Source organism: Rubrivivax rivuli (assembly GCF_004016505.1).
GTDB lineage: Bacteria > Pseudomonadota > Gammaproteobacteria > Burkholderiales > Burkholderiaceae_C > Rubrivivax > Rubrivivax rivuli.
Genome location: NZ_SACR01000002.1, coordinates 673,102 through 694,609, shown reverse-complemented (window position 1 = coordinate 694,609; position 21,508 = coordinate 673,102). Strand labels below are relative to the sequence as shown.

Here is a 21,508-nt window from a genome sequence, read left to right as displayed (position 1 = left end):
CGGGGACTTCAGTCGCTCTTGGCCAGCGCGCGCTCGATGCGGCGCCGCGCGATGCGCGTCTTCGGCACGTTGAAGTCGAACCACACGCGCACATCGTCTTCCAGCCCGATGCCGTGCATGTAGTTGTAGAGCGCCTTCTTCAGGCCCACACCCAAAGCGTCGTGGTCGGTGCCGGTGGGGTCGAAGAAGCCGATGTCGTTCTTGCCGAAGGTGACCTCGGGCAGCTCCTGCAGCGTCACGCCGTAGGCCGCCGGGTCCAGGCCCACGGGCGAGTGCACGGTGCAGGTGAAACGGTGCCAGAAACCGCTCTGGATGCAGCCGTGCACGAAGAGCTGGCGCACCAGTTCCAGCGCGTCCACCGTGTCCTGCACCGTCTGTGTGGGAAAGCCATACATCAGGTAGGCATGCACCAGCACGCCGGCGTCGCTGAAGCCCTTGGTGACACGCGCCACCTGGTCGACGCTCACGCCCTTTTTCATCAGCGCGAGCAAACGGTCAGACGCCACCTCCAGCCCGCCGCTGATGGCGATGCAGCCGCTGTCGGCCAGCTGCTGGCACAGCTGCGGCGTGAAGGTCTTCTCGAAGCGGATGTTGCCCCACCAGGTGATGGGCAGCTGCCGGCGCTGGATCTCCGCGGCCAGGGCCTTCAGCGATTTCGGCGGCGCGGCTTCGTCGACGAAATGGAAACCCGTCTGGCCGGTCTCGGCGACGATGGCCTCGATGCGGTCGCACAGCAGTTCGGCACTGGCTGCGTCGTAGCGGCCGATGTAGTCGAGGCTGACGTCGCAGAAGCTGCACTTCTTCCAGTAGCAGCCGTGGGCCACGGTGAGCTTGTTCCAGCGCCCGTCGCTCCACAGCCGGTGCATGGGGTTGAGCATGTCCAGCAGGCTGAGATAGCTGTGCAGAGGCAGGCCGTCCCAGGTGGGCGTGCCCACCTCGGCGAAGGGCACCTCGGGTTCGGCGAAGTTCACATAGCGCACGGCACCCGTGTCGGCATCGCGCAGGAAGGTGCGCACGAGGCGGCTCTTGCCGCGGCGCCCCTGCAGGTGGTCCAGCAGCGCCAGCAGCGGGCGTTCGCCGGCATCCAGCGTGACGAAATCGAAGAAGTCGAAGACGCGCGGCTCTTTCAACTCACGCAGCTCGGTGTTGACGTAGCCGCCGCCGAGCACGGTGACGATCTCGGGGTGCTGGGCCTTCACCGCCTGCGCGATGCGGAAGGCCGCGTACACCGCGCCGGGGAAGGGCACCGAGAGCAGCAGCACCGTGGGCCGGTGCTCGGCCACCGCCGCCAGCGCCAGGCGCTGCAGCGTGCGGTCCACCAGGTTCGGCGGTGCGGCCAGGGCGGCGGCCAGCGGCTCGAAGGTGGGCTGGCTCATCGCCAGGCGCTCGGCATAGCGCACGAACTCGAAGCGCGGGTCCACCGCGTCCTTCAGCACGTCGGCGATGTCGTTGAGGTAGAGCGTGGCCAGGTGGCGCGCGCGGTCTTGCACGCCGAGGGAACCGAAGGCCCAACCCAAGGCATCGGCGCCGGGTTCGTCTTCGGGGTCGGCATAAGCCTCCAGCGCCGCGAAGCGTGGGCCCTCGGGCAGGAAGCCGCGTGCGGCGATGCGGTGCGCCAGCGTGGCATCACGCCCCTGCAGGAAGGCCAGCGTGGGGCCGATGCTGCGGCTGTAGGCCTCGTACTGCGCCAGAAAACCCTGCACGCGCTGGCTGGGCTTCTTCAGCGCCAGGGCCTCTTCCCGCACGGCCTGCAGGCCGGGGCGCGAAAGCAGTTCGAGGATGAGCGCCAGCGCCAGGTCGACCTGCTGCGCCTGCACCCCGCGCGAGCGCAGGAAACCCGTGAGGTAGGCGGTGGAGGGGTAGGGCGTGTTGAGCTGCGTCATCGGCGGGATGACGCTGAGCACGCGCGGCCCCTCGGGGTTCGGGTTCGGGCTCGGGTTCGGGCTGGAGTTCGGCGGCGCAGTCATGGCGGCGCCGATTGTCGCGGCCCGGCGCTGCGGCCGGGCCGCCGGGGCCGTTCAACCCCGGGCGTGGCTCACTCGCTGGGCATGAAGATCCACAGCAGCACGTAGGCCAGCACGCCGAAGCCGCCCATCAGCAGCAGTGCCACGAAGAGCAGGCGCACCAGCCAGGCCTCCAGGCCCGCATAGCGGGCCAGCCCGGCGCACACGCCGCCCAGCCAGCGGTCTTGCCGGCTGCGGCGCATCAGGCGCGCGCCGGGGCTGGCGGTCGGGGCCTCGCCCTCGATCACGCGCGCCTTGGCGCGCTGGTACTCGTCGTCGCTGAGCTTGCCGCTGCTGTGCAGGGCGGCCAGGCGGTCCAGTTCGGTGGCAATCATGGGGGTGCTCCTGAGGTTGGAAAGACGGCTTCAGCTTTGCGGCTGCAGGGTGAATTCGCGGCGGCCCGAGCCCTTCTGGCCGGCGCCCGAACCGCTGTTGGTGGTGATGCGTTGCGTGGCGACCAGGCGCTCACCGACCACGGCGAAGACCTGTTCCTCGGTGTTCTGCATCTCGAAGCTGATGACCACGAAGGCGCTGCCTTCCAAGCGCTGCCGTGCCCGGCTGGCCAGCGGCGTGCCGTCGGCCCCCAGCCAGACTTCGAGCGTGGACTCGTACTTCTTCACGTACTTGTCTTTCTTGACCTGCGGCACGTCGAAGACCAGCACGCGTGCCGGCTGGCCCTGCCAGGGCTCGCTGCGCTCTGCCTTGAACACGGCGTTGGCCAGGTCGCGGCGCAGGTTCTCGGCGGCGCGCGAGAGTTCGCGCACCTCGCTGAAGCCCAGGCCGCGCAGGCCGGTGGCGGTGGGGGCCGGGGCCTTGGGGTTGGTGGCACGCGCGGCGTCTTCCTGCGCGGCCCTGGTCAGCGCGGCCTGCGGGTAGCTCAGGCGCAGGCCTTGCGGGCCGTCTTCCAGCTGCACGCTGGCCAGGCCGGTGTTGGTTTCGGTCTCGTCGCCGTCGGAGCTGCGGCCTTCGCTCTTCAGCTGTACCAAGGCCTTGATCGGCGTGTGGCCGGAGAGGCGGCCGAGGGTGTCGCGCAGGTCTTGCAGCGGGTTGGCCTGCAGGGGCAGGGCCACCAGCCAGCTGGCGGCGATGAGGAGAGGGGTACGCATCATGGGTTGGCATTGTGCGAAGCCAGCCCGCCGCCGCGCCAGCCCCGTGCGACCAGCCGCACGCCGGGCGGGTTCAAGCGCCGCTGCGCGGCCCGGACTGCACGCGCGGGTGCTGGGCTACCCGGGCGCCAGCCAGGCCCGCAACTGCTGCTGCACGGCCGGGCTGTGCAGCAGGGCCAGGTGGCCGGTGTTGGCGAGCACCGCGGTCTGGCCGGGCGGGAAGGCCAGGCGCTGCGCCACCGTGGCGTGCTGCCCCAGCGCGCTGGCCACGGGCACCAGCCCGTCGCCGCGCAGGCGGCTGAAGGCCTGCCGCGTGCGGCCACCGCCAGCGGGCGGGGTCTCGGCGTCCAGCGTGCCGGCCAGCGCCCAGCAGCGCGGGCCTGTTGGTGGCGGCGGTGGCAGCGGCAGGGCGCGGCCCTCGGCGTCTTGCAGGCCGTGGCGCAGGTTGGTGATGCCGGCGCTGCGCACCTTGCCCAGGCGCGCCAGCGGCGCGGTGTAGCGCGCCAGGCCTGGCGCGGCGCCGAGCAGCCAGTCCACGCCGTGGCCGGCGCGCTCCAGCGGCGCGCCGTGGTGCGGGCTGCCCAGGCACACCAGGTCGCTGCACAGCGCCGCCCAGCCGCTGCCCGCGGCCTGGTGCAGCGCGCTGCGCGCGATCAGCCCGCCCATGCTGTGGCCCAGCAGCACCACGCGGCGCACCGGCACGGGCCAGGCCGCCACCAGTGCTTGCATCAACGCGGCGAACTGGCGACCGTTGTCGGCGATGGGCAGGCCGGTGTTGGCGTGCAGGTACAGCGGCAGCGCGTCCAGCGGGCCGGCCAGTTCGCTGCCGAGGTCGCCGCCGGGGGTGCCATCCGGGGCCGCGGGGTGGGCCCACTGGCGGTCGTTCATGCACAGGCCGTGCAGCAGCACGAGCAGGGTGTCGGGCGCGGGCAGGCTGCGGGCCTGCAGCCAGGCGGCCAGCGCCGGGGCCTGCAGCGGCAGGGCCTGCCCGCCACGGCGCAAGGCCATGGGGATGGCCAGCGGGTTGGCTGTGGCGGCGAGGTGGTCGCCCAGCACGCCGTTGAGTGCGGCCACCAGGGCCTCGCGCTCGGCGCTGGGCAAGGCGGCAGGGGCGGCGGCCAGGCCGGGCGGGCCCTCGCTGCCGGCCGCCAGGCTCGGGCCGAGCAGGGCCAGCAGCGCTTCCAGCGTGCCGCCGGCCAGGCGCGTGACGCCGCGCACGCTGCGGTAGACCAGCCCGGTGAGGCCCGTGGTGCGGCCCTGCAGCTCGCCCGGCGTGCCGGGCAGCTTGGCGATGCGCTCGTGCATCGCTTCCACCAAAGAGGTGAGGCCGGCCACGCCGTCGGTGGCCAGGCGGGCGGCGCCGCGCAGGTCTTTCGTGTCGATCGCGGCGCTCCTTTCCGCACAAGGGCGCACGGTGTGCCGACGCTAACCGAAAGCCGTTGCGCCGCGATGGCGCGGCGAGCGCAAGCCCCGTCTTCCCCTCGGAGCCCGTTGGAAGCCTTGGGTTTAAATTCGAGCGCTTATGCCTGTCTCCAGCCTGCTCCACCACCCCACCGACCACCAAGACCAACTGCTCGACCGCCATCTGCGCGAGTTGCTGGGCCCCATGGCGCCAGAAGCGCTGCAGGCGCTGCACGGCGCCTTCCAGTGGGTGGAGATCGCCGCCGGCGAGACGCTCATCACCCAGGGTGAGGCGGCCGACTGCATGTACCTCTCCATCAGCGGCCGTCTGCGCGCCTGCCTGCGCGGCGACGACGGGCAGGACCGCCCGGTGCGCGAGATGGCCCGCGGGCAGGTCATCGGCGAGATGGCGCTCTACACCGACGAGCCGCGTTCAGCCACGGTGGTGGCCATCCGCGATTCGGTGCTCGTGCGGCTGGACAAGGCGGCCTTCCTCGGCTTGCTGGCACAGAACGCGCAGCTCTCGGTGGCGCTGACGCGCCAGATCATCCGCCGCCTGCAGAGCGCGCAGCAGGGCCCCGAGGCCACGAGGCCCGTGACCATGGCGCTGCTGCCCGTGACGGCCGGCGTGGACACGGCGGCCTTCGCTGCCGCGTTGGCGGCACAGCTGCGCGTGGCTGCACCACAGGCGCCTGTGCGTGTGCTCGACGCGGCGGCGCTGGACGCCGAACTGCAGCAACCGGGCCTGGCGCGCAGCGACGCGGCCGACCTGCAGGCCAACCGCCGCATCGCGCTGGCGCTGGACGACATCGAGGCCACGCACGGCTTCGTGCTGCTGGTGGCCGACGACGGCCCCACGCCCTGGACCGAGCGCTGCACGCGCCGCTGCGACGAACTGCTGCTGCTGGCCGATGCCACGCAGCCGCCGGCCCTGCACCCGAGCGAGACGCAGTTCCTCGCGGCGCGCAGCGGCCGGGCCGAGATCGCGCAGGTGGCCGAGGTGCTGGTGCTGCTGCACCCCGAAGGCACGGCCAACCCGCAGAACACGCGCGCCTGGCTCGACCGCCGCCCCGTGGCCGACCACGTGCACGTGCGCCCCGCGCGCACGGCCGACATGGCCCGGCTGGCGCGCCTGCAGAGCCGCACGGCGGTGGGTCTGGTGTTCGCCGGGGGCGGCGCGCGCGGCCTGGCCCACCTGGGCATCGTGGCCGAGCTGGAAGCACGCGGCCTGCACATCGACTGCCTGGGCGGCACCAGCATCGGCGCCATCATGGCCGCCGTCACTGCCAGCGGGTTGCCGCTGGAGCAGCGCCTGGACGTGGCCCGGCGCGCCTTCCTCCAGGGGCCCACGGGCGACTTCAACCCGGTGCCGCTGCTGAGCCTGATCCGCGGGCAGCGGCTGCGTGGCATCGTCAGCGAAGCCATCACCGCGCTGTTCGGCGGCCCGGTGCATGCCGAAGACCTGTGGAAGAACTTCTACGCCGTCGCCAGCAACTACAGCCGTGCCAGCGAGCAGGTGCTGCGCCGCGGCCCGCTGCAGCAGGCGCTGCTGGCCAGCGCCGCCATCCCCGGCGCGCTGCCGCCGGTGCTGCGCGACGGTGAGCTGCTGTGCGACGGCGGCACCTTCAACAACTTCCCGGTGGACGTGATGCGGCGCCAGCGCGGCATCGGCCGCGTGATCGGCGTCGACCTGGGCGCACGGGCGCCGCGGCGCATCCCGCACGATGAGGTGCCCGGTGCCTGGGCGCTGTTTCTCGACCGGCTGCGCCCGCGCCGCCTGCGCCGCTACCGCTTTCCTTCGCTGGTGTCGTACCTGATGAACGTCACCATCCTCTACAGCGGTTCTCGCCAGCGCCAGGCGCAGGCGCTCACCGATCTGTACTTCAACCCGCCGCTGCACCGCGTGGGCATGCTGCAGTGGAAACGCTTCGACGCCATCGTTCGCCAGGGGCGCGAACACGCGGCGCAGCAGCTCTCGGCGATGTCCGACGAGGCCTTGCAGCCCTACCGCCGCTAGGCCCGCCAGGCCGGCGCTGCGCGCCCGGGCGCGCGCCGTAAACTGCGCGCACGAAGAACGCGTGGCACGCATGAGCAACAAGACCGAAGGCCGGGCCCGCCGCAAGGGCGCGGCCACGCACGACAGCGGCAAGGTGACTCTGGAGATGGTGGCGGCGGCTGCCGGCGTTTCGCCCAGCACCGTCTCGCGCATCCTCAACGGCACCGCGGTGGTGGCCGACGAGAAGCGTGCCGCGGTCGACGAGGCCATCGCGCGCCTGGGTTTCGTGCCCAACCCCATGGCGCGCGGCCTGGCCGGCGGGCGCACGCTGAGCATCGGCGTGGTCACCCAGGCCATCGACAGCCCGTTCTACGGCGGCGCGCTGCGCGGCGTGGAAGAAGAACTCGGCCGCGCCGGCTACAGCCCGCTCTTCGTCAGCGGCCACTGGAGCGCCGCGCGCGAGGCGCAGTGCATCGAGACGCTGAAGGCGCGCCGCGTGGACGGCATCATCGTGCTGACGGGCCGCCTGAGCGACGCCGCCCTGGCCCAGCAAGCGCAGAGCCTGCCGGTGGTGGTGACGGGCCGCAACCTGGTGGCGCCACGCCTGTACGCGCTGAATTTCGACAACTTCGAGGGCGCGCGGCTGGCCGCGCACCACCTGCTCAGCCTGGGCCACCGCCGCATCGCCTTCATCTCGGGCGACAGCCGCCACCCCGACGCGAAAGAGCGCCTGCGCGGCTACCGCGCCGCGCTGGAGGCCGCGGGCCTGCCCTTCGAGCCGGCGCTGGTGCTGCCCGGCAACTACACCGAAGACAGCGGCCGCATGGCGGTGGAGCGTCTGCTGGACAGCCGAGAACCTTTCACGGCGATCTTCGCGGCCAACGACCAGATGGCTTTCGGTGCCGGCCTGGCGCTGCACCGCCGCCACCTGCGGGTGCCGGAAGACGTGTCGCTGGTGGGCTTCGACGACGTGGCCAGCGCGCTCTACGCCATCCCGCCCTTGAGCACCGTGCACCACCCGGTGTACGAACTCGGGCAGGCCGCGGCCCAGGCCATGCTGCAGCTGCTGGCGGGCGAAACGCCCACGGCACAGCTGCCGGCGCCGCGTTTCATCTCGCGCGAGAGCAGCCGCGAACTGCAGGCCGCGCCAGCCGGCGCTGCCCCGCGGGCCCGGCGCCGCTGAAGCCCCGAGCCGGCAGCTGGCGCCGGCGGTCCGCACTAACCCTCGATTGACAGCCCGGACCCGCCGCCTTAAATTCTGAAAGCGCTTTCATAGAGTCGTTTGCGGGCCCCGTGCGGGCGCCGCGACCCCGTGCGCACCGGCTCCGCTTCCTTTTTCCTTGACTGTCATGAACCCCAAGCCCCCCTTTCCCGCGCCGCAGCGCTTCCCGAAGGACTTCGTCTGGGGCGTGGCCACCAGCGCCTTCCAGATCGAGGGGGCGGCCACGGCCGATGGCAAGGGCCCGTCGATCTGGGACCGTTTCTGCCAGCAGCCCGGGGCCATTGCCGACGCCAGCAACGGCGACGTGGCCTGCGACCACTACCACCGCTGGCCGGCCGACCTCGACCTCATCCAGAACCTGGGCGTGGACGCCTACCGCTTCAGCATCAGCTGGCCGCGGGTGCAGGCCAGCGGCCACGGCGCCTTCAACGCCGCAGGCCTGGATTTCTACGAGCGCATCGTCGACGGCCTGCTGGAACGCGGCATCCGCCCCTACCTCACGCTGAACCACTGGGACCTGCCGCAGGCCCTGCAAGACGAGGGCGGCTGGGCGAACCGCAGCACCGTGCAGCGCTTCGTCGACTACGCCTGCGCCATCGACCGCCGCCTGGGCCGCCGAGTGGCCGCCATCACCACCCACAATGAACCCTGGGTGATGGCCGTGCTGGGCCACGAGACCGGCCTCTTTGCGCCGGGCCAGAAAAGCCGCGCCACCGCCATGCAGGCGGCGCACCACCTGCTGCTCAGCCACGGCCTGGCGCTGCAGGCGCTGCGCGCGCAGGGCTGCAGCAGCCGGCTGGGCATCGTGCTGAACCTCTCGCCCATCCGCGCCGCCACCGACAGCCCCGCCGACCAGGCGCAGGCCCGCCTGGAAGACGGCCGTGCCGTGCGCTGGTACATGGACCCGTTGTTCAAGGGCCAGTACCCCGAAGACGTGTGGCAGCACCTGGGCGCCGATGCGCCGCAGGTGCAGGCTGGCGACCTGGCCGCCATCAGCACGCCGATGGACTTTCTCGGCGTCAACTACTACACGCGCTCGGTGGTGAGTGCCGATGGCAGCTGGGACGTGAAGAACAGCGGCAAGGCCCTCACCGACATGGGCTGGGAGGTCTACCCCGAGGGCCTGACCGAACTGCTGGTGCGCCTGCACCGCGACTGGCCACTGCCCGCGCTGTACGTGAAGGAAAACGGCGCGGCTTTCAAGGACGAGTTCGTGCCGGGCAGCGCGGGCCAGCCTGGCCGCGTGCACGACGTGGCCCGCACCGACTACATCGCGCGCCACATCAGCGCCGTGGCCGATGCGCTGGCGCAGGGCGTGCCCATGGCCGGCTACATGGTGTGGAGCCTGCTCGACAACTTCGAGTGGGCCTCGGGCTACGAGAAGCGCTTCGGCATCGTGCACGTGGACTACGCCACCCAGCAGCGCACGCTGAAGGACAGCGCGCTCTGGTACCGCGACTTCCTTCAGGTGCAGAAGAGCGCCCGCCAGCCGGCGCTGAGCACCGTGGCCGTCTGACCCCCCGGAGCCCCCCGATGAAGAAGACCGCGCCGAAGACCAAGCCTCCCAAGATCGAGGGCTGGAAACTCGTCTGGCATGACGAGTTCGAAGGCGACGCCGTCGACCCCGCCAAGTGGGACTTCGACCTCGGCAACGGCTTCTACGACTACAAGAACCACGCCTGGGTGCCGGGCTGGGGCAACGAAGAACTGCAGTACTACACCGCAGAAGCGGAGAACGTGCAGGTGCGTGACAGCTGCCTTCGCATCCGCGCCGTGAAGGCGCCGCTGCACGGCTGCGGCTACACCTCGGCCCGGCTGAAGACCAAGGCGCGTGACGGGCGCGTTCTTTTCGCCACCTGCTACGGCCGCATCGAGTTCCGCGCGCAGGTGCCCTGGGGCAAGGGCCTGTGGCCCGCGCTGTGGATGCTGCCGGTGGACGACAAGTACGGCGGCTGGGCCGCCAGCGGCGAAATCGACCTGATGGAGATCGTGGGCGAGAAGCCCGAGGAGGTGCTCAACAGCATCCACTTCGGCAGCAGCTTCCCCAAGCGCTCGCTCATCACCACCGTGCACGCGCTGCCCGAAGGCAGCGTGGTGAGCGACTGGCACACCTACGCGGTGGAGTGGGAGCCGGGCGAGATCCGCTTCTTTGTCGACGGCGTGCAGACCTGCACCTACAGCCACTGGTGGAGTTGCAGCCAGCTGAAGAACGGGCAGGGCGTGGAGCCCAGGAAGGCCGCCGACCTGAACCCCTGGCCCGCGCCCTTCGACCAGCCCTTCTACCTGGTGATGAACGTGGCCGTGGGCGGCAACTTCCCTGGCGTGCCCAACGAGCAGACGCGTTTTCCCGCTGAGATGGTGGTGGATTACGTGCGGGTGTACGAGAAGGTGGGCGGCTACGGCGCACCGAAACCCATCGGCCCGGGCGCCTTCCCGTGGCAGATGAAGAAGAAAAAGGCCTGAGGAGCGTTGCGATGTCCCGTCCCACCGAACCGAACGATGCCGCGCCCGCGGGGCGCCTGACGCGCAGCGCCGAAGAGGGCGAAACCGCACGAACCCAGCAGCACCGCCACTCAGGCGCCTTGCCGCAGGCCACGGCGGTGGAACGCAGCCGCTGGCAGACGCAAGGCCCCGAGGTGTGGACCGCCGAGGCCCGCCGCACGCTGATCGACGACTTCAGCACCACACTGCAGCGCGGCGTGCACGGCCTGTGTTTCAGCCCCTACCTGGAAGGCCAGCAGCCCGGCAGCCAGGTCAGCGAAGCGCAGATCCGCGAGCGGCTGGCCATCATCCGCCCGCACTGCCAGTGGATCCGCACCTTCTCGTGCACCGACGGCCACGAGCAGACGCCTCGCATCGCGCACGAACTCGGCTTCAAGACGCTGGTGGGCGCCTGGCTGGGCACCGACGCCGAGATCAACGAACGCGAGATCCAGGGCGTGATCGACGTCGCGCGCGCCGGCCATGCCGACATCGTGGCCGTGGGCAACGAGGTGCTGCTGCGCGAAGACATGCCGGAAGAGCAGCTGCTCGGCTTCATGCAGCGGGTGAAAGACGCCTTGCCCAGCGTGCCGGTGGGTTACGTGGACGCCTACTACCTCTTCGAGAAGCACCCGCTCGTCACCGCCGCCTGCGACGTGGTGATGACCAACTGCTACCCCTTCTGGGAAGGCTGCCCGCGCGAGCAGGCGCTGGCCTACATGCAGCAGATGGTGGCGCGCACACGCGCCGCCGCGCCGGGCAAGCGGGTGCTGATCAGCGAGACGGGCTGGCCCGACCAGGGCAGCGCCTTCCAGGGCTCGGTGCCCTCGCGCGAAGGCGCGATGCAGTACTTCGTGGACACCTGTCGCTGGGCGCAGCAAGACGGCATCGAGATCTTCTACTTCGCGGCCTTTGACGAAGCGTGGAAGGTCGGCGCCGAAGGGGATGTGGGGGCCTACTGGGGTCTGTGGGACAAAGACGGCGCGCCGAAGTTCGCATGAGCCACGCCGAGTTCACGCTGCCCTCAGGCAACGCCATCTGCTATTCGGGCTACCGCGAAGGCCAGAGCCCCGACAGCCGCGTCTACCCCTCGGTGGCGCAGATCCGCGAAGACCTGCACCTGCTGCTGCGCGAGTGGCGGCTGCTGCGCCTGTACGACTGCAGCGTGCATGCCGAGCGTGTGCTGCAGGTGATCGAGGAAGACCGGCTGCCCATGCAGGTGATGCTGGGCGCCTACCTCGGCGCCGAGATGAACAACTTCGGTTGCCCCTGGGGCGGCACCTACAGCGAAGAGAAGCTCGAAGCCAGCCGGCTGGAGAACCAGGCCGAACTGCAGCGCCTGATCGAGCTCGCCAACCGCTACCCCCGCATCGTCTTCTCGGTGGCCGTGGGCAACGAGGCCACGGTCGACTGGACCGACCATTACGTGCCGGTGCCGCAGATGATCGAGTACGTGCGCCGCGTGAAGGCCGGCGTGCGCCAGCCCGTGACCTTCTGCGAGAACTACGTGCCCTGGCAGCACAAGCTGCGCGGGCTGGTGCAAGAGCTCGACTTCATCTCGCTGCACACCTACCCGGTGTGGGAATACAAGCACATCCACGAGGCGCTGGACTACACCAAGGCCAACGTGCACAGCGTGGCCAGCCTCTACCCCGGCAAGCCCGTGGTCATCACCGAAGCCGGCTGGTGCACCAACAGCAACGGCCGTGGCATGCACGCCGAGCACGCGGTGCAGGAACTGCAGGCGATCTACTACCAGGACCTGATGGACTGGACGCGCGCCGAAGGCCTGCTGTGTTTCGTGTTCGAGGCTTTCGACGAACCCTGGAAGGGCTCGGCCGACCCGCTGGAGCCCGAGAAGCACTGGGGCCTGTTCACCGTGGACCGCCGTCCCAAGCTGGTGATGCAGCCGCTGTACCCCGAACTGGCGCCCCCCGCCACCACCGAAAGCCCCGCATGAACGCACCCGCCGCCACCGCCGCAGCCCACAAGGTGCCCTTCGCCCACAAGGTGGCCTTCGGCCTGGGCATGCTGGCCAACCAGATGTTCCCGGCGGCCCTGGGCATCTTCATGGTGGTGCTGGTGCAGGACATGGGCTTTCCCACGTGGATGTGGGGCATCCTGTTTTTCCTGCCGCGCGCCTACGACGCGGTGCTCGACCCCATCATGGGTTTCATCTCCGACAACACGCGCTCGCGCTGGGGCCGGCGGCGGCAGTACGTGTTCATCGGCGCCCTCATGCTGGGCGTGGCCTTCGTGATGATGTGGCAGCTCTACCGTGAAGACGGGCTGGCCTACAACTTCGGCTACTTCCTGTTCTGGTCGCTGGTCTTCTTCACGGGGCTCACGGTCTTCAGCATCCCCTACGTGGCCATGGGCTACGAGATGAGCGACGACTTCCACGAGCGCACCAGCATCATGGCCGTGGCGCAGTGGATCGGCCAGTGGGCCTGGGTCATCGCGCCCTGGTTCTGGGTGGTGATGTACGACCCGGCCTGGTTCCCCAATGCCGACACCGCCACGCGCACGCTCTCGGTGTGGGTGGGCGTAGCCTGCATGCTGCTGGCCATGGTGCCGGCGGTCTTCCTGCCCAGCCGCTCCACGCTGAACGACACCCACCTGGTGCCGCTGACGGTGGCCAACATCGGCCACGGCTTCAAGGAGCTGATGGACGGTTTCAAGGAAGCCTTCGCCTGCGTGCCCTTCCGCAAGCTGTGCTTCTCCACCTTCCTGATCTTCAACGCCTTCAACACGGTGGCGGCGTTCTCCTTCTTCATCGTCGTCTACCACCTGTTCAACGGAAACACGGCGGCGGCCGGCATCTGGCCCACGCTCTTCGGCAGCATCGGCGCGCTGGTCACCACCTTCGCCGTCATCCCCACCGTGGCGTGGATGTCCAGGCGCCTGGGCAAGAAGATGGCCTTCATGGCCTCGCAGGGCATCTCCATCCTGGGCTACATCCTGCTGTGGTTCCTGATGGTGCCGGGCAAGCCGTGGATGTTCATGCTGGCGCTGCCCTTCTTCAGCTTCGGCATCGGCGGGCTTTTCACCATCATGATGAGCATGACGGCCGATGTGTGCGACCTGGACGAACTGGCCACCGGCAAGCGGCGCGAGGGCATCTTCGGCGCCATCTACTGGTGGATGGTGAAGCTGGGCTTCGCGGTGGCCGGCCTGCTCAGCGGCGCCATCATGGCCTTCGTGGCCTTCACCCCCGGCGCGCCGGTGCAGCCGGCGGGCGCGGTGGACGGCCTGCGGCTCTTCTACTCCGGCATCCCCATCTTCGGCACGCTGCTGGCGATGTGGATCATGCGCAACTACGACCTCGACGAGGCCCGCGCCGTGGAGGTGCATGCCGAGCTCGAGCGCCGCAAGCAGCGCGCGGCCGCGGCTGGCAGCGGCGGTGCTTCCGGCGCCGGCGCGCGCACCTGGCTCGTCGACCACGGTCTGGAGCTGGTGGAAGGCCAGCGCTCCAGCCTCGCGGGCTGCAGCGGGGCCGAACTGCAGGCCCGCTTCAACGAGCAGCGCGCCGAGCGCCTGTACGGCCTGTGCTTCAGCGCCTATGCGCGCGGCCAGGGCGCGGGCGACGTGCTGCCGCCTTCGCAGGTGCGCCGCCGCGTGGCGTTGGTGGCGCCGCACACGCGCTGGCTGCGTTCGTTCTCTTGCACCGAAGGCCACGAGCTCATCCCCAGCCTGGCGCGCGAGCACGGCCTGAAGACGATGGTGGGCGCCTGGATCAGCGCCGACCGCGAACGCAACGAGCGCGAGATCCACAGCCTCATCACGCTGGCGCAGGCCGGGCGCGTGGACATCGCCGTGGTCGGCAACGAGGTGCTGCTGCGCGGTGACCTGCCCGAAGCCGAATTGCTGGCCTACCTCCAGCGCGTGAAAGAAGCGGTGCCGGAAGACGTGCGCGTGGGCTGCGTGGACGCCTACTACGTCTTCCTGGAGCGGCCGGCCCTGGTGGCGGCCTGCGACGTGCTGCTGCCCAACTGCTACCCCTTCTGGGAAGGCGCCGACATCGCCTGGGCGGCGCACTACCTCAAGCGCATGCACGCGCTGGTTCAGGCCGCGGGCGGCGAGAAGCAGGTGATCCTGGCCGAGACCGGCTGGCCCGGCGCCGGCCAGGCGGTGGGCGGCGCCGTGCCCTCGGCCGAGAACGCCATGCGCTACTTCATCGACGTGCAGACCTGGGCGCGGCGCGAGGGCGTGAAGGTCTTCCACTTCTCGTCCTTCGACGAGCCCTGGAAGCTGCAGCCCGAAGGCGAGGTGGGCACGCAGTGGGGCTTGTGGGACGCCGACGAGAAGCCGAAGTACCTGGGCCCGGCCGCCTGATGCCGTGCGTCCCTGAACAAGCGCAGCGCCGCACCCGCACGCTGGCCGTGCTGGGCTGCCTGGTGCAGCTGGCGGCTTGTGGTGGTGGTGGCGGCGGCGGTGCGAGCAGCCCAGCCCCTGTGGCCGCAAGCCCGGCGCCCGCGCCGCCCGTGGCTGCGCCCACGCCGCCAGCCGCCCCCGCGCCACCCCCGGTGGCCACCGGTGCCGTGCCGGCGGGCTACCGCCTCGTGTGGTCTGACGAGTTCGACCTGCCCGGCCTGCCCGACGCCACGCGCTGGGGCTACGACACCGAGCGCAACCGCCTGGGCTGGTGGAACAACGAGCGCCAGTACTACGCGGCGGCGCGTTTCCAGAACAGCGTGGTGGACGGCGGCCGGCTGCTCATCACCGCGCGCCGCGAAGCCCTGTCGCAGCTGCCTGACTGGGGCGGCCAGGCCTACAGCTCCGCACGGCTCATCACGCGCGGCAAGGCGGCCTGGACCTACGGCTACTTCGAGATCCGCGCGAAGATGCCCTGCGGCACCGGCACCTGGCCCGCCATCTGGATGCTGGGCACGGGTGGGGTGTGGCCCGACGATGGCGAGATCGACATCCTCGAACACGTGGGCCGCACGCCGGGCGAGATTCTGGGCACGGTGCACACGCCCATCACCGGCGGCAGTGGCAACGGCTCGCGCACCGCGCTGCCCACCGCCTGTACCGCCTTCAACGACTACCAGCTGCACTGGACGGCCGATGAAATCGCCATCGGCGTCAACGGCACGGTCTACCACCGCTACCGCAACCCCCGCACCGGCCGTGCCGCCTGGCCTTTCGACGCGCCGCAGTACCTGCTGCTGAACATCGCGGTGGGCGGCACGCTGGGCGGCGCGGTGGACGACAGCATCTTTCCGCGCACGCTGGAAGTGGAGCACGTGCGGGTGTGGCAGGCGGCGCCTTGAACCGCCACTGAGGCGGCCACTCGGGCCCCCACATCGGCGGCCACTGATCCCCAGCCGCCCGGGTCGGGCGCGTGCTTGCCGTTAGAGTCGCCCGCGCCTTCGCGAACGAACCTGCCCATGCATCGAATCAAGCTCGGCCTGCCCGCCCTGTTGGCGAATTTCGCCGCCTTCGCGGCCCTCATCACCCTGGCGCCGCCGGCCGCGGCCCAGATCGGCACCGAACGCCTGCAAGGCCTGCGCGACAACACCCCGCGCTGGCACGCCATCACCGGCGCGCGGCTGGTGCTGGCGCCCGGCCGCGTGGTCGAAGGCGGCACGCTGGTGATGAAGGATGGCGTGATCGTCGCGGCCGGCACGGGCGTGGCGGTGCCGGCCGGCGCACGTGTCTGGGCGCTGCCCGGCCGCACGGTCTACGCCGGCTTCATCGACCTGGCCAGCCCGCTGGCACTGCCGGCGGCGATGAAGGCTGCTCCGCCCACGCGCCCGGGCGCCGAGCCGGGGGGCGTGCCGCCCGCAGGGGCGCGCCCGCCTGCCGCCTCGCCCAGCGGCCGCGGCCTGGCTGCCCGCAACCCCCTGGTGCGCGCCGAACAAGACGTGGCCCAGCAGCTCGACTGGAAGCCCGACGAGGTGCGTGCCGCGCGCGAACTCGGCTTCACTGCCGTGCTGGCAGCCCCTGCGGCTGGCGTGTTCCGCGGCCAGGGCGCGCTGCTGGCGCTGGGCGCGCCGGCCAGCGGCGACCCGAAATCGCAGGTGATCGCAGCGCGCGTGTCGCAGCACCTGGCCTTCGAGCTGGGCACGGGCCGCGACAGCTACCCCAGCTCGTTGATGGGCGCCATCGCGCTGATGCGCCAGACCTTCCTCGACGCCCGCTGGCAGGCCCGCGCACTGGCCGCCCCCGCAACTCTGGCCGCCGGTGAGCGCCTGGAACCCAATGCCACGCTGCAGGCGCTGCTGCCGGCGCTGGAGGGCCGCCAGCCCGTCATCCATGTGGCTGACGACGAGCAGGACTACCTCCGCATCGCCCGCCTGCGCGACGAGTTCAAGCTCAGAAGCGTGGTGCAGGGCAACGGCTTCGAGTACCGCCGCGCCGCACAGTTGAAGGCGCTGGCGCTGCCCGTGATCGTGCCGCTGGCCTACCCGGCACGGCCCGAGGTCGACAACCCCGACAGCGCGCTGGACGTCTCGCTGGCCGCGCTGCAGCACTGGGAGCAGGCGCCCTCCAACCTGGCGCTGATCGACCGCGCCGGCGTGCCCTTTGCCGTCACCGCGGCCGGCCTGCGCGATGCGAAGCGCGATTTCTGGCCCCGCCTGCGCCAGGCCGTGCGCCGCGGCCTGCCGGCCGAGCGGGCGCTGGCCGGCCTGACCACCGTGCCGGCCGGCCTGGTGGGCGAAGCGGCGCGCCTGGGCACGCTGGAGGCGGGGCGCATCGCGAACCTCGTCGTGGCGCGCGGCGACCTCTTCACCAGCGATGAGGCCGAGATCGAGCTGGCCTTCGTCGACGGCCGCCCGCTGGCCACCGAAGTTGCCGAGCGCGGTGACGTGCGCGGCACCTGGGCCGTGGACGGCAGCGGCGAGACCCTGACGATCACCGGCACGCGCGCCGCGCCGCGGCTGCAGCGCGACGGCGCCCCGTGCGACCTGGCGCAGCGCGGCACCGACTGGGTGCTGCGACTGCCCTGCGGCCGGCCGGGCGCCACGGGGCCTGCCGCCGAGGGCGCGGCGCCGCCCAGCCAGGTGGTGGCAGCCCTGCGGGGCGACCGCTGGGCCGGCACGCTGCAAGTGGGCGACGGGCCGCTGCAGGCCTGGTCGGCCCGGCGCGCCGCGCCTGCCGCGCCCGCGCCGGCCGCGTCGGCCGCCGTTGCGCTGGCGGCGGCCGATGCGGCCGTCAAGCCGCCCCCGGCCACCTGGCCGGCCGGTGCGGTGTCGCGTGCCCTCCCCGAGCAGCCGGCCGCGGTGCTGCTGCGCAACGCCACCGTGTGGACGGTGGGCGCTGCCGGCACCCTGCCGCGCGCCGACGTATTGGTGCGTGCCGGCAAGATCGCGGCGGTCGGCCCGAACCTCGCGGCGCCCGCCGGTGCCACCGTGATCGACGCCACCGGCAGGCACATCACCCCCGGGATGATCGACGCGCATTCGCACGTGGCCATCGCGCGCGGCATCAACGAGTTCAGCCACTCCGTCACCGCCGAGGTGCGCGTGGCCGACATCCTCGATGCCACCGACATGACGATCTACCGCCAGCTCGCCGGCGGCACCACTGCGGCCAACGTGCTGCACGGTTCGGCCAACACCATCGGCGGTCAGAACGAGGTCATCAAGATGCGCTGGGGCGGTGACGCCGCGGCGCTGGTCTTCCAGGGGGCACAGCCGGGCATCAAGTTCGCGCTGGGCGAGAACGTCAAGCGCTCGAACTTCGGCCCCGGCTCGCGCTACCCGGCCACGCGCATGGGCGTGGAGCAGGTGCTGCGCGACAGCTTCGCGGCCGCCGAGGAGTACGCGGCCGAGTGGAAGGCTTTCCGTGCGGCCAAGCCTGGCACGCGGACGGAGCCCCGGCGCGATCTGCAACTCGACACGCTGGTGGAACTGCTCGAGCGCAAGCGCGCCATTCACGTGCACTCATACCGCGCCGACGAGATCCTCATGTTTGCCCGCTTCGCGAAGGAGAAGAACCTGGAGGTCGCAGCCTTCCAGCACGTGCTGGAAGGCTACAAGGTGGCCGACGAGATGGCGGCCATCGGCGCCGGCGGCTCGACCTTCAGCGACTGGTGGGCCTACAAGATGGAGGTGCTCGACGCGATCCCGCACAACGCCGCGCTGATGGCACGCGCCGGCGTCGTGACCACGCTGAACAGCGACAACAACGAACTCGGCCGGCGCCTGAACACCGAGGCCGCCAAGGCCATCAAGCACGGCGGGCTCAGCCCGCAGGAAGCGCTGGCCCTGGTGACGCTGAACGCCGCCAAGCAGCTGGGCGTGGCCGCGCGCACCGGCTCGCTGGAAGTGGGCAAGGACGCCGACCTCGTGGTGTGGAACGGGCCGCCCATGGCCACCACCAGCCGCGTGGAGCAGACCTGGGTGGACGGCCGCCGCTACTTCGACCTGGAGGCCGACCGGCGCCAGCGCGAGGCCGATGCCGCCGAGCGCGCCCGCCTGGTGGCCGCCGCACTGCGCGCGCCGCGCCCTGCTGCCAGCGAAGGCGGCGGCGCGCCACCCGGTGGCGCCAGCCCGCCGCGCCCGAACTTCACCGACGGGCTGAACTGGTTCCACCTCTTCGACAAGATGCGCGCCCACCGCCACAGCTATGCCGACCTGGGCGCCTGGCACGAATGCACCGAGGACGCGCGATGAAAGCCGTGACGCAACACCTGCCCCTGCGGCACTGGCCGGCCCTGCTGCTGGCACTGGCCTGCACCGGGCCCGCGCAGGCCGCCGACCACGTGCCCCCGCCGCCGCAGCGCGTGCCGATGCTCGTCACCAACGCCGTGCTGCACACCGTCAGCGGCCCGGTCATCACGGGCGGGCGCATGCTGGTGGAGCGCGGACGCATCGTCGCCATCGCCGGCCCGGGCGAAGCCCTGCCCACGCCCAGCGCGGCACCGCAGGTGCTGGACCTGGGCGGTCGTCACGTCTACCCCGGCTTCATCTCGGCCAACACCGCGCTGGGCCTGGCCGAGATCAACTCGGTGCCGGCGACGGTGGACCTGCAGGAGGTGGGCCCGATCAACCCCAACGCACGCGCGCTGGTGGCCCTCAACCCCGACAGCGAACTGCTGCCGGTGACCCGCAGCAACGGCGTGCTGGCGGCGCTGGCGGTGCCGCAGGGCCCATCGGGCGGCGGTTTTGCCGGTACCTCGGCCGTGGTGCAGATGGACGGCTGGACCTGGGAAGACATGGCCCTGCGGCGCGAGGCCGCAGTGCACCTGGCGCTGCCCTCGATGCGCCTGAACCCCGAGCTGTTGCGCGGCGGCATGGAACTCTTCGCCGAAGAGCTGCGCCGCGCCACCGCGCAGCGCCTGCGCCTCATCGACGAATCCTTCGAGGCCGCGGCCGCCTACGGCCGCGCGCGCGCCGCCGACGCCAGCCACCCGCGCGATGCGCGCTGGGATGCGCTGCTGCCGGTGCTGCGCGGCGAGCGCCCGCTTTTCGTGCAGGCCGACGAACTGCCGCAGATCCGCCACGCGCTGGCGCTGGCCGAGAAACACGGCTTCAAGCTGGTGATCGTGGGCGGCGCCGACGCCCCACGCATCGCCAGCCTGCTGCGCGAACGCCAGGTGCCGGTGGTCATCGCCGGCATGCACCGCCTGCCGCTGCGCCGCGACGAGGCCTACGACGGGCCCTACCGCCTGGCCACCGCGCTGGCCGAGGCCGGCGTCACCTACTGCATCGGCCGCACCGGGGGCGCCTTCGCCGCGGCCAACGAACGCAACCTGCCCTACGAGGCCGGCACCGCGGTGGCGCATGGTCTCTCGCGCGATGAAGCGCTGAAGGCCATCACGCTCTACCCCGCGCGCATCCTCGGCGTGGCCGACCAGCTCGGCGCGCTGGCCCCCGGCCTGCTGGCCAGCTTCATCGTCACCGACGGCGACCCGCTGCAGACCGAGACGCAGGTGCTGCGTGTCTTCATCCAGGGCCGTGAGGTGGAGATCGGCAACCGGCAGACGCGGCTGGCGGAGAAGTACCGGCAGAAGTACGAGCAGCTGAAGGCGCGGTGAGCGGCGCGGTCGGGCGGGGTGGGGGCGCGCAGCCCGGGCGTTGTCACCCCGGTCGGTGAGGCGCCGCCCTGCACCGGAGCCAGGGCACGCGCGCCGGCTGCCTGGTTCCGAGGCTTCTGGGTGCTCAGCCCTGCCAGGGTTCTGCGGCGTAACCGGCCTCGAGCAGGGCCGTCGCGATGTCTTCAGCCGTGATCATCGCGGTGTGCATCACCCAGGCCTGGCGTTCGGCGAGCCGCACTTCGGCCTGGCTCACGCACGGCAGGTCCTGCAGTTCGAACATCACCGCATCGGCATCGTCCTGGCTCTGCAGGCCGGGGAGGTGGAAGGTGGTCTGGGGCATGGGGGCGTGGGAGGCGGGCAGGGCCAGCCTTGGGCAGCCGGTGTCGGCGCAGCTTACAACCTGCGACGCTGGAGCTGCTCTCAACGCACAGAAGTGCGCGCAAGTCCCTCATGTGAAAGCAAAAGTTTCAACTGGCAAGGAATCTGCTGGCAGGGCGGCCGTGCGAGCGGTGTGCCGGCGTCGGGTCGCTTGCGGGTGTGGCACGAAGCAGGAGAAACACATGATTCGGAACATCTCGAAGGGCTTCTTTTCATTGGCCCTGGCATGCATCGGTTGGGCTGCTTCGGCAGCGCCCATCGCGATCAGTGGCTACAACGTCCTGAATGCCACCGTGTCGGGTACCGGTGGATGGACCCATACCTACACGGGCACGATCACGCCGACCGGCACGCCGGGCTATGCCAACTACACCGGCGGCACTGGCACGATGGCCGACGGCGTGATCGGCGCCACCATTAGCGACACGCAGTTGTTCTGCCAGGTGTCGACTTCGACATGCAGCGGCACCTCCAACATCGGCCCCACCATCACGCTGTTCCTGGGCGGCACCTTCAACGTCTCCAGCTTGTCCATCTATGGCGGCTCTTTCAGTGGCAACTCCATCCCAGGGGCCATCACCGGCATGGATGTGACGATCGGCGGCACCACCGTCACCGTCGCCTCCACGCAGTTCGGGATGGCGGGCGGCTCCGGGCAACTGGTCAACGATCTGCTGAACCTGGTAGGCACCGGTCTCGAGAACATCGCCACGAGCAGCGTGGTGCTGTCCCGCATCACTTTCCTGGAGCAAGGGGTCACCACGCGAGGCCGCTTCTCGATCACCGAGATCACGCTCGATGGAGCTGCTGTGAACGTCGTGCCTGTGCCCGGAACCTTGGCGCTGGCAGGGGTGGCGCTGGCGCTGGCTGGCGTGTGCCGGCGGCGCGCTGCCCGCAGGGTGTGACGCGAACGATGCCGCGAGGCGGCGCTGC

16 protein-coding genes are annotated in these 21,508 nt (G+C 71.1%); 11 read left to right on the top strand and 5 right to left on the bottom strand.

Annotated elements, in window-relative coordinates; all coding sequences use genetic code 11:
* Positions 1 to 8: 8 nt before the first annotated feature.
* The 4 genes from EOE66_RS07650 to EOE66_RS07635 form a co-directional block, all read right to left on the bottom strand.
* Complete coding sequence (locus EOE66_RS07650) at positions 9 to 1,967, bottom strand: B12-binding domain-containing radical SAM protein (protein ID WP_128228058.1); 1,959 nt, start codon at positions 1,965 to 1,967, stop codon at positions 9 to 11.
* A gap of 68 nt (positions 1,968 to 2,035) precedes the next feature.
* Positions 2,036 to 2,338, bottom strand: a complete 303-nt coding sequence (locus EOE66_RS07645; RefSeq protein ID WP_128228057.1) for a PspC domain-containing protein — start codon at positions 2,336 to 2,338, stop codon at positions 2,036 to 2,038.
* Between the two features lie 30 nt (positions 2,339 to 2,368).
* On the bottom strand, positions 2,369 to 3,112 hold the full coding sequence (locus tag EOE66_RS07640) for a hypothetical protein (RefSeq protein WP_128228056.1): 744 nt from the start codon (positions 3,110 to 3,112) through the stop codon (positions 2,369 to 2,371).
* Positions 3,113 to 3,226: 114 nt separating this feature from the next.
* Entirely contained in the window at positions 3,227 to 4,522 is a 1,296-nt protein-coding gene (locus tag EOE66_RS07635; RefSeq protein WP_245478946.1) for an esterase/lipase family protein, read from the bottom strand.
* A 109-nt stretch (positions 4,523 to 4,631) separates the two neighbouring features.
* Here EOE66_RS07635 and EOE66_RS07630 point away from each other — a divergent pair, with 109 nt between their 5' ends.
* From EOE66_RS07630 to EOE66_RS07585, 10 genes are all read left to right on the top strand, one after another.
* Complete coding sequence (locus tag EOE66_RS07630) at positions 4,632 to 6,527, top strand: patatin-like phospholipase family protein (RefSeq protein ID WP_128228055.1); 1,896 nt, start codon at positions 4,632 to 4,634, stop codon at positions 6,525 to 6,527.
* Between the two features lie 70 nt (positions 6,528 to 6,597).
* Positions 6,598 to 7,689, top strand: coding sequence for a LacI family DNA-binding transcriptional regulator (locus EOE66_RS07625; RefSeq protein WP_128228054.1), 1,092 nt, complete (start codon positions 6,598 to 6,600; stop codon positions 7,687 to 7,689).
* A 166-nt stretch (positions 7,690 to 7,855) separates the two neighbouring features.
* Positions 7,856 to 9,244 carry a GH1 family beta-glucosidase gene (locus EOE66_RS07620; protein ID WP_128228053.1) on the top strand — a complete coding sequence of 463 codons (1,389 nt, stop codon included), beginning with the start codon at positions 7,856 to 7,858 and terminating at the stop codon, positions 9,242 to 9,244.
* A 17-nt stretch (positions 9,245 to 9,261) separates the two neighbouring features.
* Entirely contained in the window at positions 9,262 to 10,191 is a 930-nt protein-coding gene (locus EOE66_RS07615; RefSeq protein WP_128228052.1) for a glycoside hydrolase family 16 protein, read from the top strand.
* Positions 10,192 to 10,202: 11 nt separating this feature from the next.
* Positions 10,203 to 11,210 (top strand): glycoside hydrolase family 17 protein, encoded by a 1,008-nt coding sequence (locus EOE66_RS07610; protein ID WP_245478945.1) that lies wholly within the window; start codon positions 10,203 to 10,205, stop codon positions 11,208 to 11,210.
* A complete protein-coding gene (locus tag EOE66_RS07605) occupies positions 11,207 to 12,169 on the top strand; it encodes a glycosyl hydrolase family 17 protein (RefSeq protein ID WP_205702653.1) in 963 nt (320 codons plus the stop codon). Before EOE66_RS07610 ends, EOE66_RS07605 begins: the two co-directional genes overlap by 4 nt.
* A complete protein-coding gene (locus EOE66_RS07600) occupies positions 12,166 to 14,544 on the top strand; it encodes an MFS transporter (RefSeq protein WP_128228051.1) in 2,379 nt (792 codons plus the stop codon). Before EOE66_RS07605 ends, EOE66_RS07600 begins: the two co-directional genes overlap by 4 nt.
* Positions 14,544 to 15,485, top strand: coding sequence for a glycoside hydrolase family 16 protein (locus tag EOE66_RS07595; RefSeq protein ID WP_128228050.1), 942 nt, complete (start codon positions 14,544 to 14,546; stop codon positions 15,483 to 15,485). The genes EOE66_RS07600 and EOE66_RS07595 overlap by 1 nt, the downstream gene beginning before the upstream one ends.
* A 117-nt stretch (positions 15,486 to 15,602) precedes the next feature.
* Positions 15,603 to 18,833, top strand: a complete 3,231-nt coding sequence (locus tag EOE66_RS07590; RefSeq protein ID WP_128228049.1) for an amidohydrolase family protein — start codon at positions 15,603 to 15,605, stop codon at positions 18,831 to 18,833.
* Positions 18,830 to 20,197, top strand: a complete 1,368-nt coding sequence (locus tag EOE66_RS07585) for an amidohydrolase family protein (protein ID WP_128228048.1) — start codon at positions 18,830 to 18,832, stop codon at positions 20,195 to 20,197. The genes EOE66_RS07590 and EOE66_RS07585 overlap by 4 nt, the downstream gene beginning before the upstream one ends.
* 124 nt (positions 20,198 to 20,321) lie before the next feature.
* Here the strand turns inward: EOE66_RS07585 and EOE66_RS07580 are convergent, their stop codons facing one another.
* The gene (locus EOE66_RS07580) at positions 20,322 to 20,537 is read right to left on the bottom strand and encodes a heavy-metal-associated domain-containing protein (RefSeq protein WP_128228047.1); all 216 of its coding nucleotides are present in this window, start codon (positions 20,535 to 20,537) and stop codon (positions 20,322 to 20,324) included.
* A 220-nt stretch (positions 20,538 to 20,757) separates the two neighbouring features.
* Between EOE66_RS07580 and EOE66_RS07575 the strand changes: the two genes are divergently transcribed.
* Positions 20,758 to 21,480, top strand: a complete 723-nt coding sequence (locus tag EOE66_RS07575; protein ID WP_128228046.1) for a hypothetical protein — start codon at positions 20,758 to 20,760, stop codon at positions 21,478 to 21,480.
* Positions 21,481 to 21,508: the final 28 nt, after the last annotated feature.

Excerpts from the sequence above, each read along its gene's own strand:
- EOE66_RS07650 (WP_128228058.1), bottom strand. The coding sequence starts at position 1,967 with ATGACTGCGCCGCCGAACTCCAGCCCGAACCCGAGCCCGAACCCGAAC.
- EOE66_RS07645 (WP_128228057.1), bottom strand. The coding sequence starts at position 2,338 with ATGATTGCCACCGAACTGGACCGCCTGGCCGCCCTGCACAGCAGCGGC.
- EOE66_RS07640 (WP_128228056.1), bottom strand. The coding sequence starts at position 3,112 with ATGATGCGTACCCCTCTCCTCATCGCCGCCAGCTGGCTGGTGGCCCTG.
- EOE66_RS07630 (WP_128228055.1), top strand. The coding sequence starts at position 4,632 with ATGCCTGTCTCCAGCCTGCTCCACCACCCCACCGACCACCAAGACCAA.
- EOE66_RS07625 (WP_128228054.1), top strand. The coding sequence starts at position 6,598 with ATGAGCAACAAGACCGAAGGCCGGGCCCGCCGCAAGGGCGCGGCCACG.
- EOE66_RS07620 (WP_128228053.1), top strand. The coding sequence starts at position 7,856 with ATGAACCCCAAGCCCCCCTTTCCCGCGCCGCAGCGCTTCCCGAAGGAC.
- EOE66_RS07615 (WP_128228052.1), top strand. The coding sequence starts at position 9,262 with ATGAAGAAGACCGCGCCGAAGACCAAGCCTCCCAAGATCGAGGGCTGG.
- EOE66_RS07610 (WP_245478945.1), top strand. The coding sequence starts at position 10,203 with ATGTCCCGTCCCACCGAACCGAACGATGCCGCGCCCGCGGGGCGCCTG.
- EOE66_RS07605 (WP_205702653.1), top strand. The coding sequence starts at position 11,207 with ATGAGCCACGCCGAGTTCACGCTGCCCTCAGGCAACGCCATCTGCTAT.
- EOE66_RS07600 (WP_128228051.1), top strand. The coding sequence starts at position 12,166 with ATGAACGCACCCGCCGCCACCGCCGCAGCCCACAAGGTGCCCTTCGCC.
- EOE66_RS07595 (WP_128228050.1), top strand. The coding sequence starts at position 14,544 with ATGCCGTGCGTCCCTGAACAAGCGCAGCGCCGCACCCGCACGCTGGCC.
- EOE66_RS07590 (WP_128228049.1), top strand. The coding sequence starts at position 15,603 with ATGCATCGAATCAAGCTCGGCCTGCCCGCCCTGTTGGCGAATTTCGCC.
- EOE66_RS07585 (WP_128228048.1), top strand. The coding sequence starts at position 18,830 with ATGAAAGCCGTGACGCAACACCTGCCCCTGCGGCACTGGCCGGCCCTG.
- EOE66_RS07580 (WP_128228047.1), bottom strand. The coding sequence starts at position 20,537 with ATGCCCCAGACCACCTTCCACCTCCCCGGCCTGCAGAGCCAGGACGAT.
- EOE66_RS07575 (WP_128228046.1), top strand. The coding sequence starts at position 20,758 with ATGATTCGGAACATCTCGAAGGGCTTCTTTTCATTGGCCCTGGCATGC.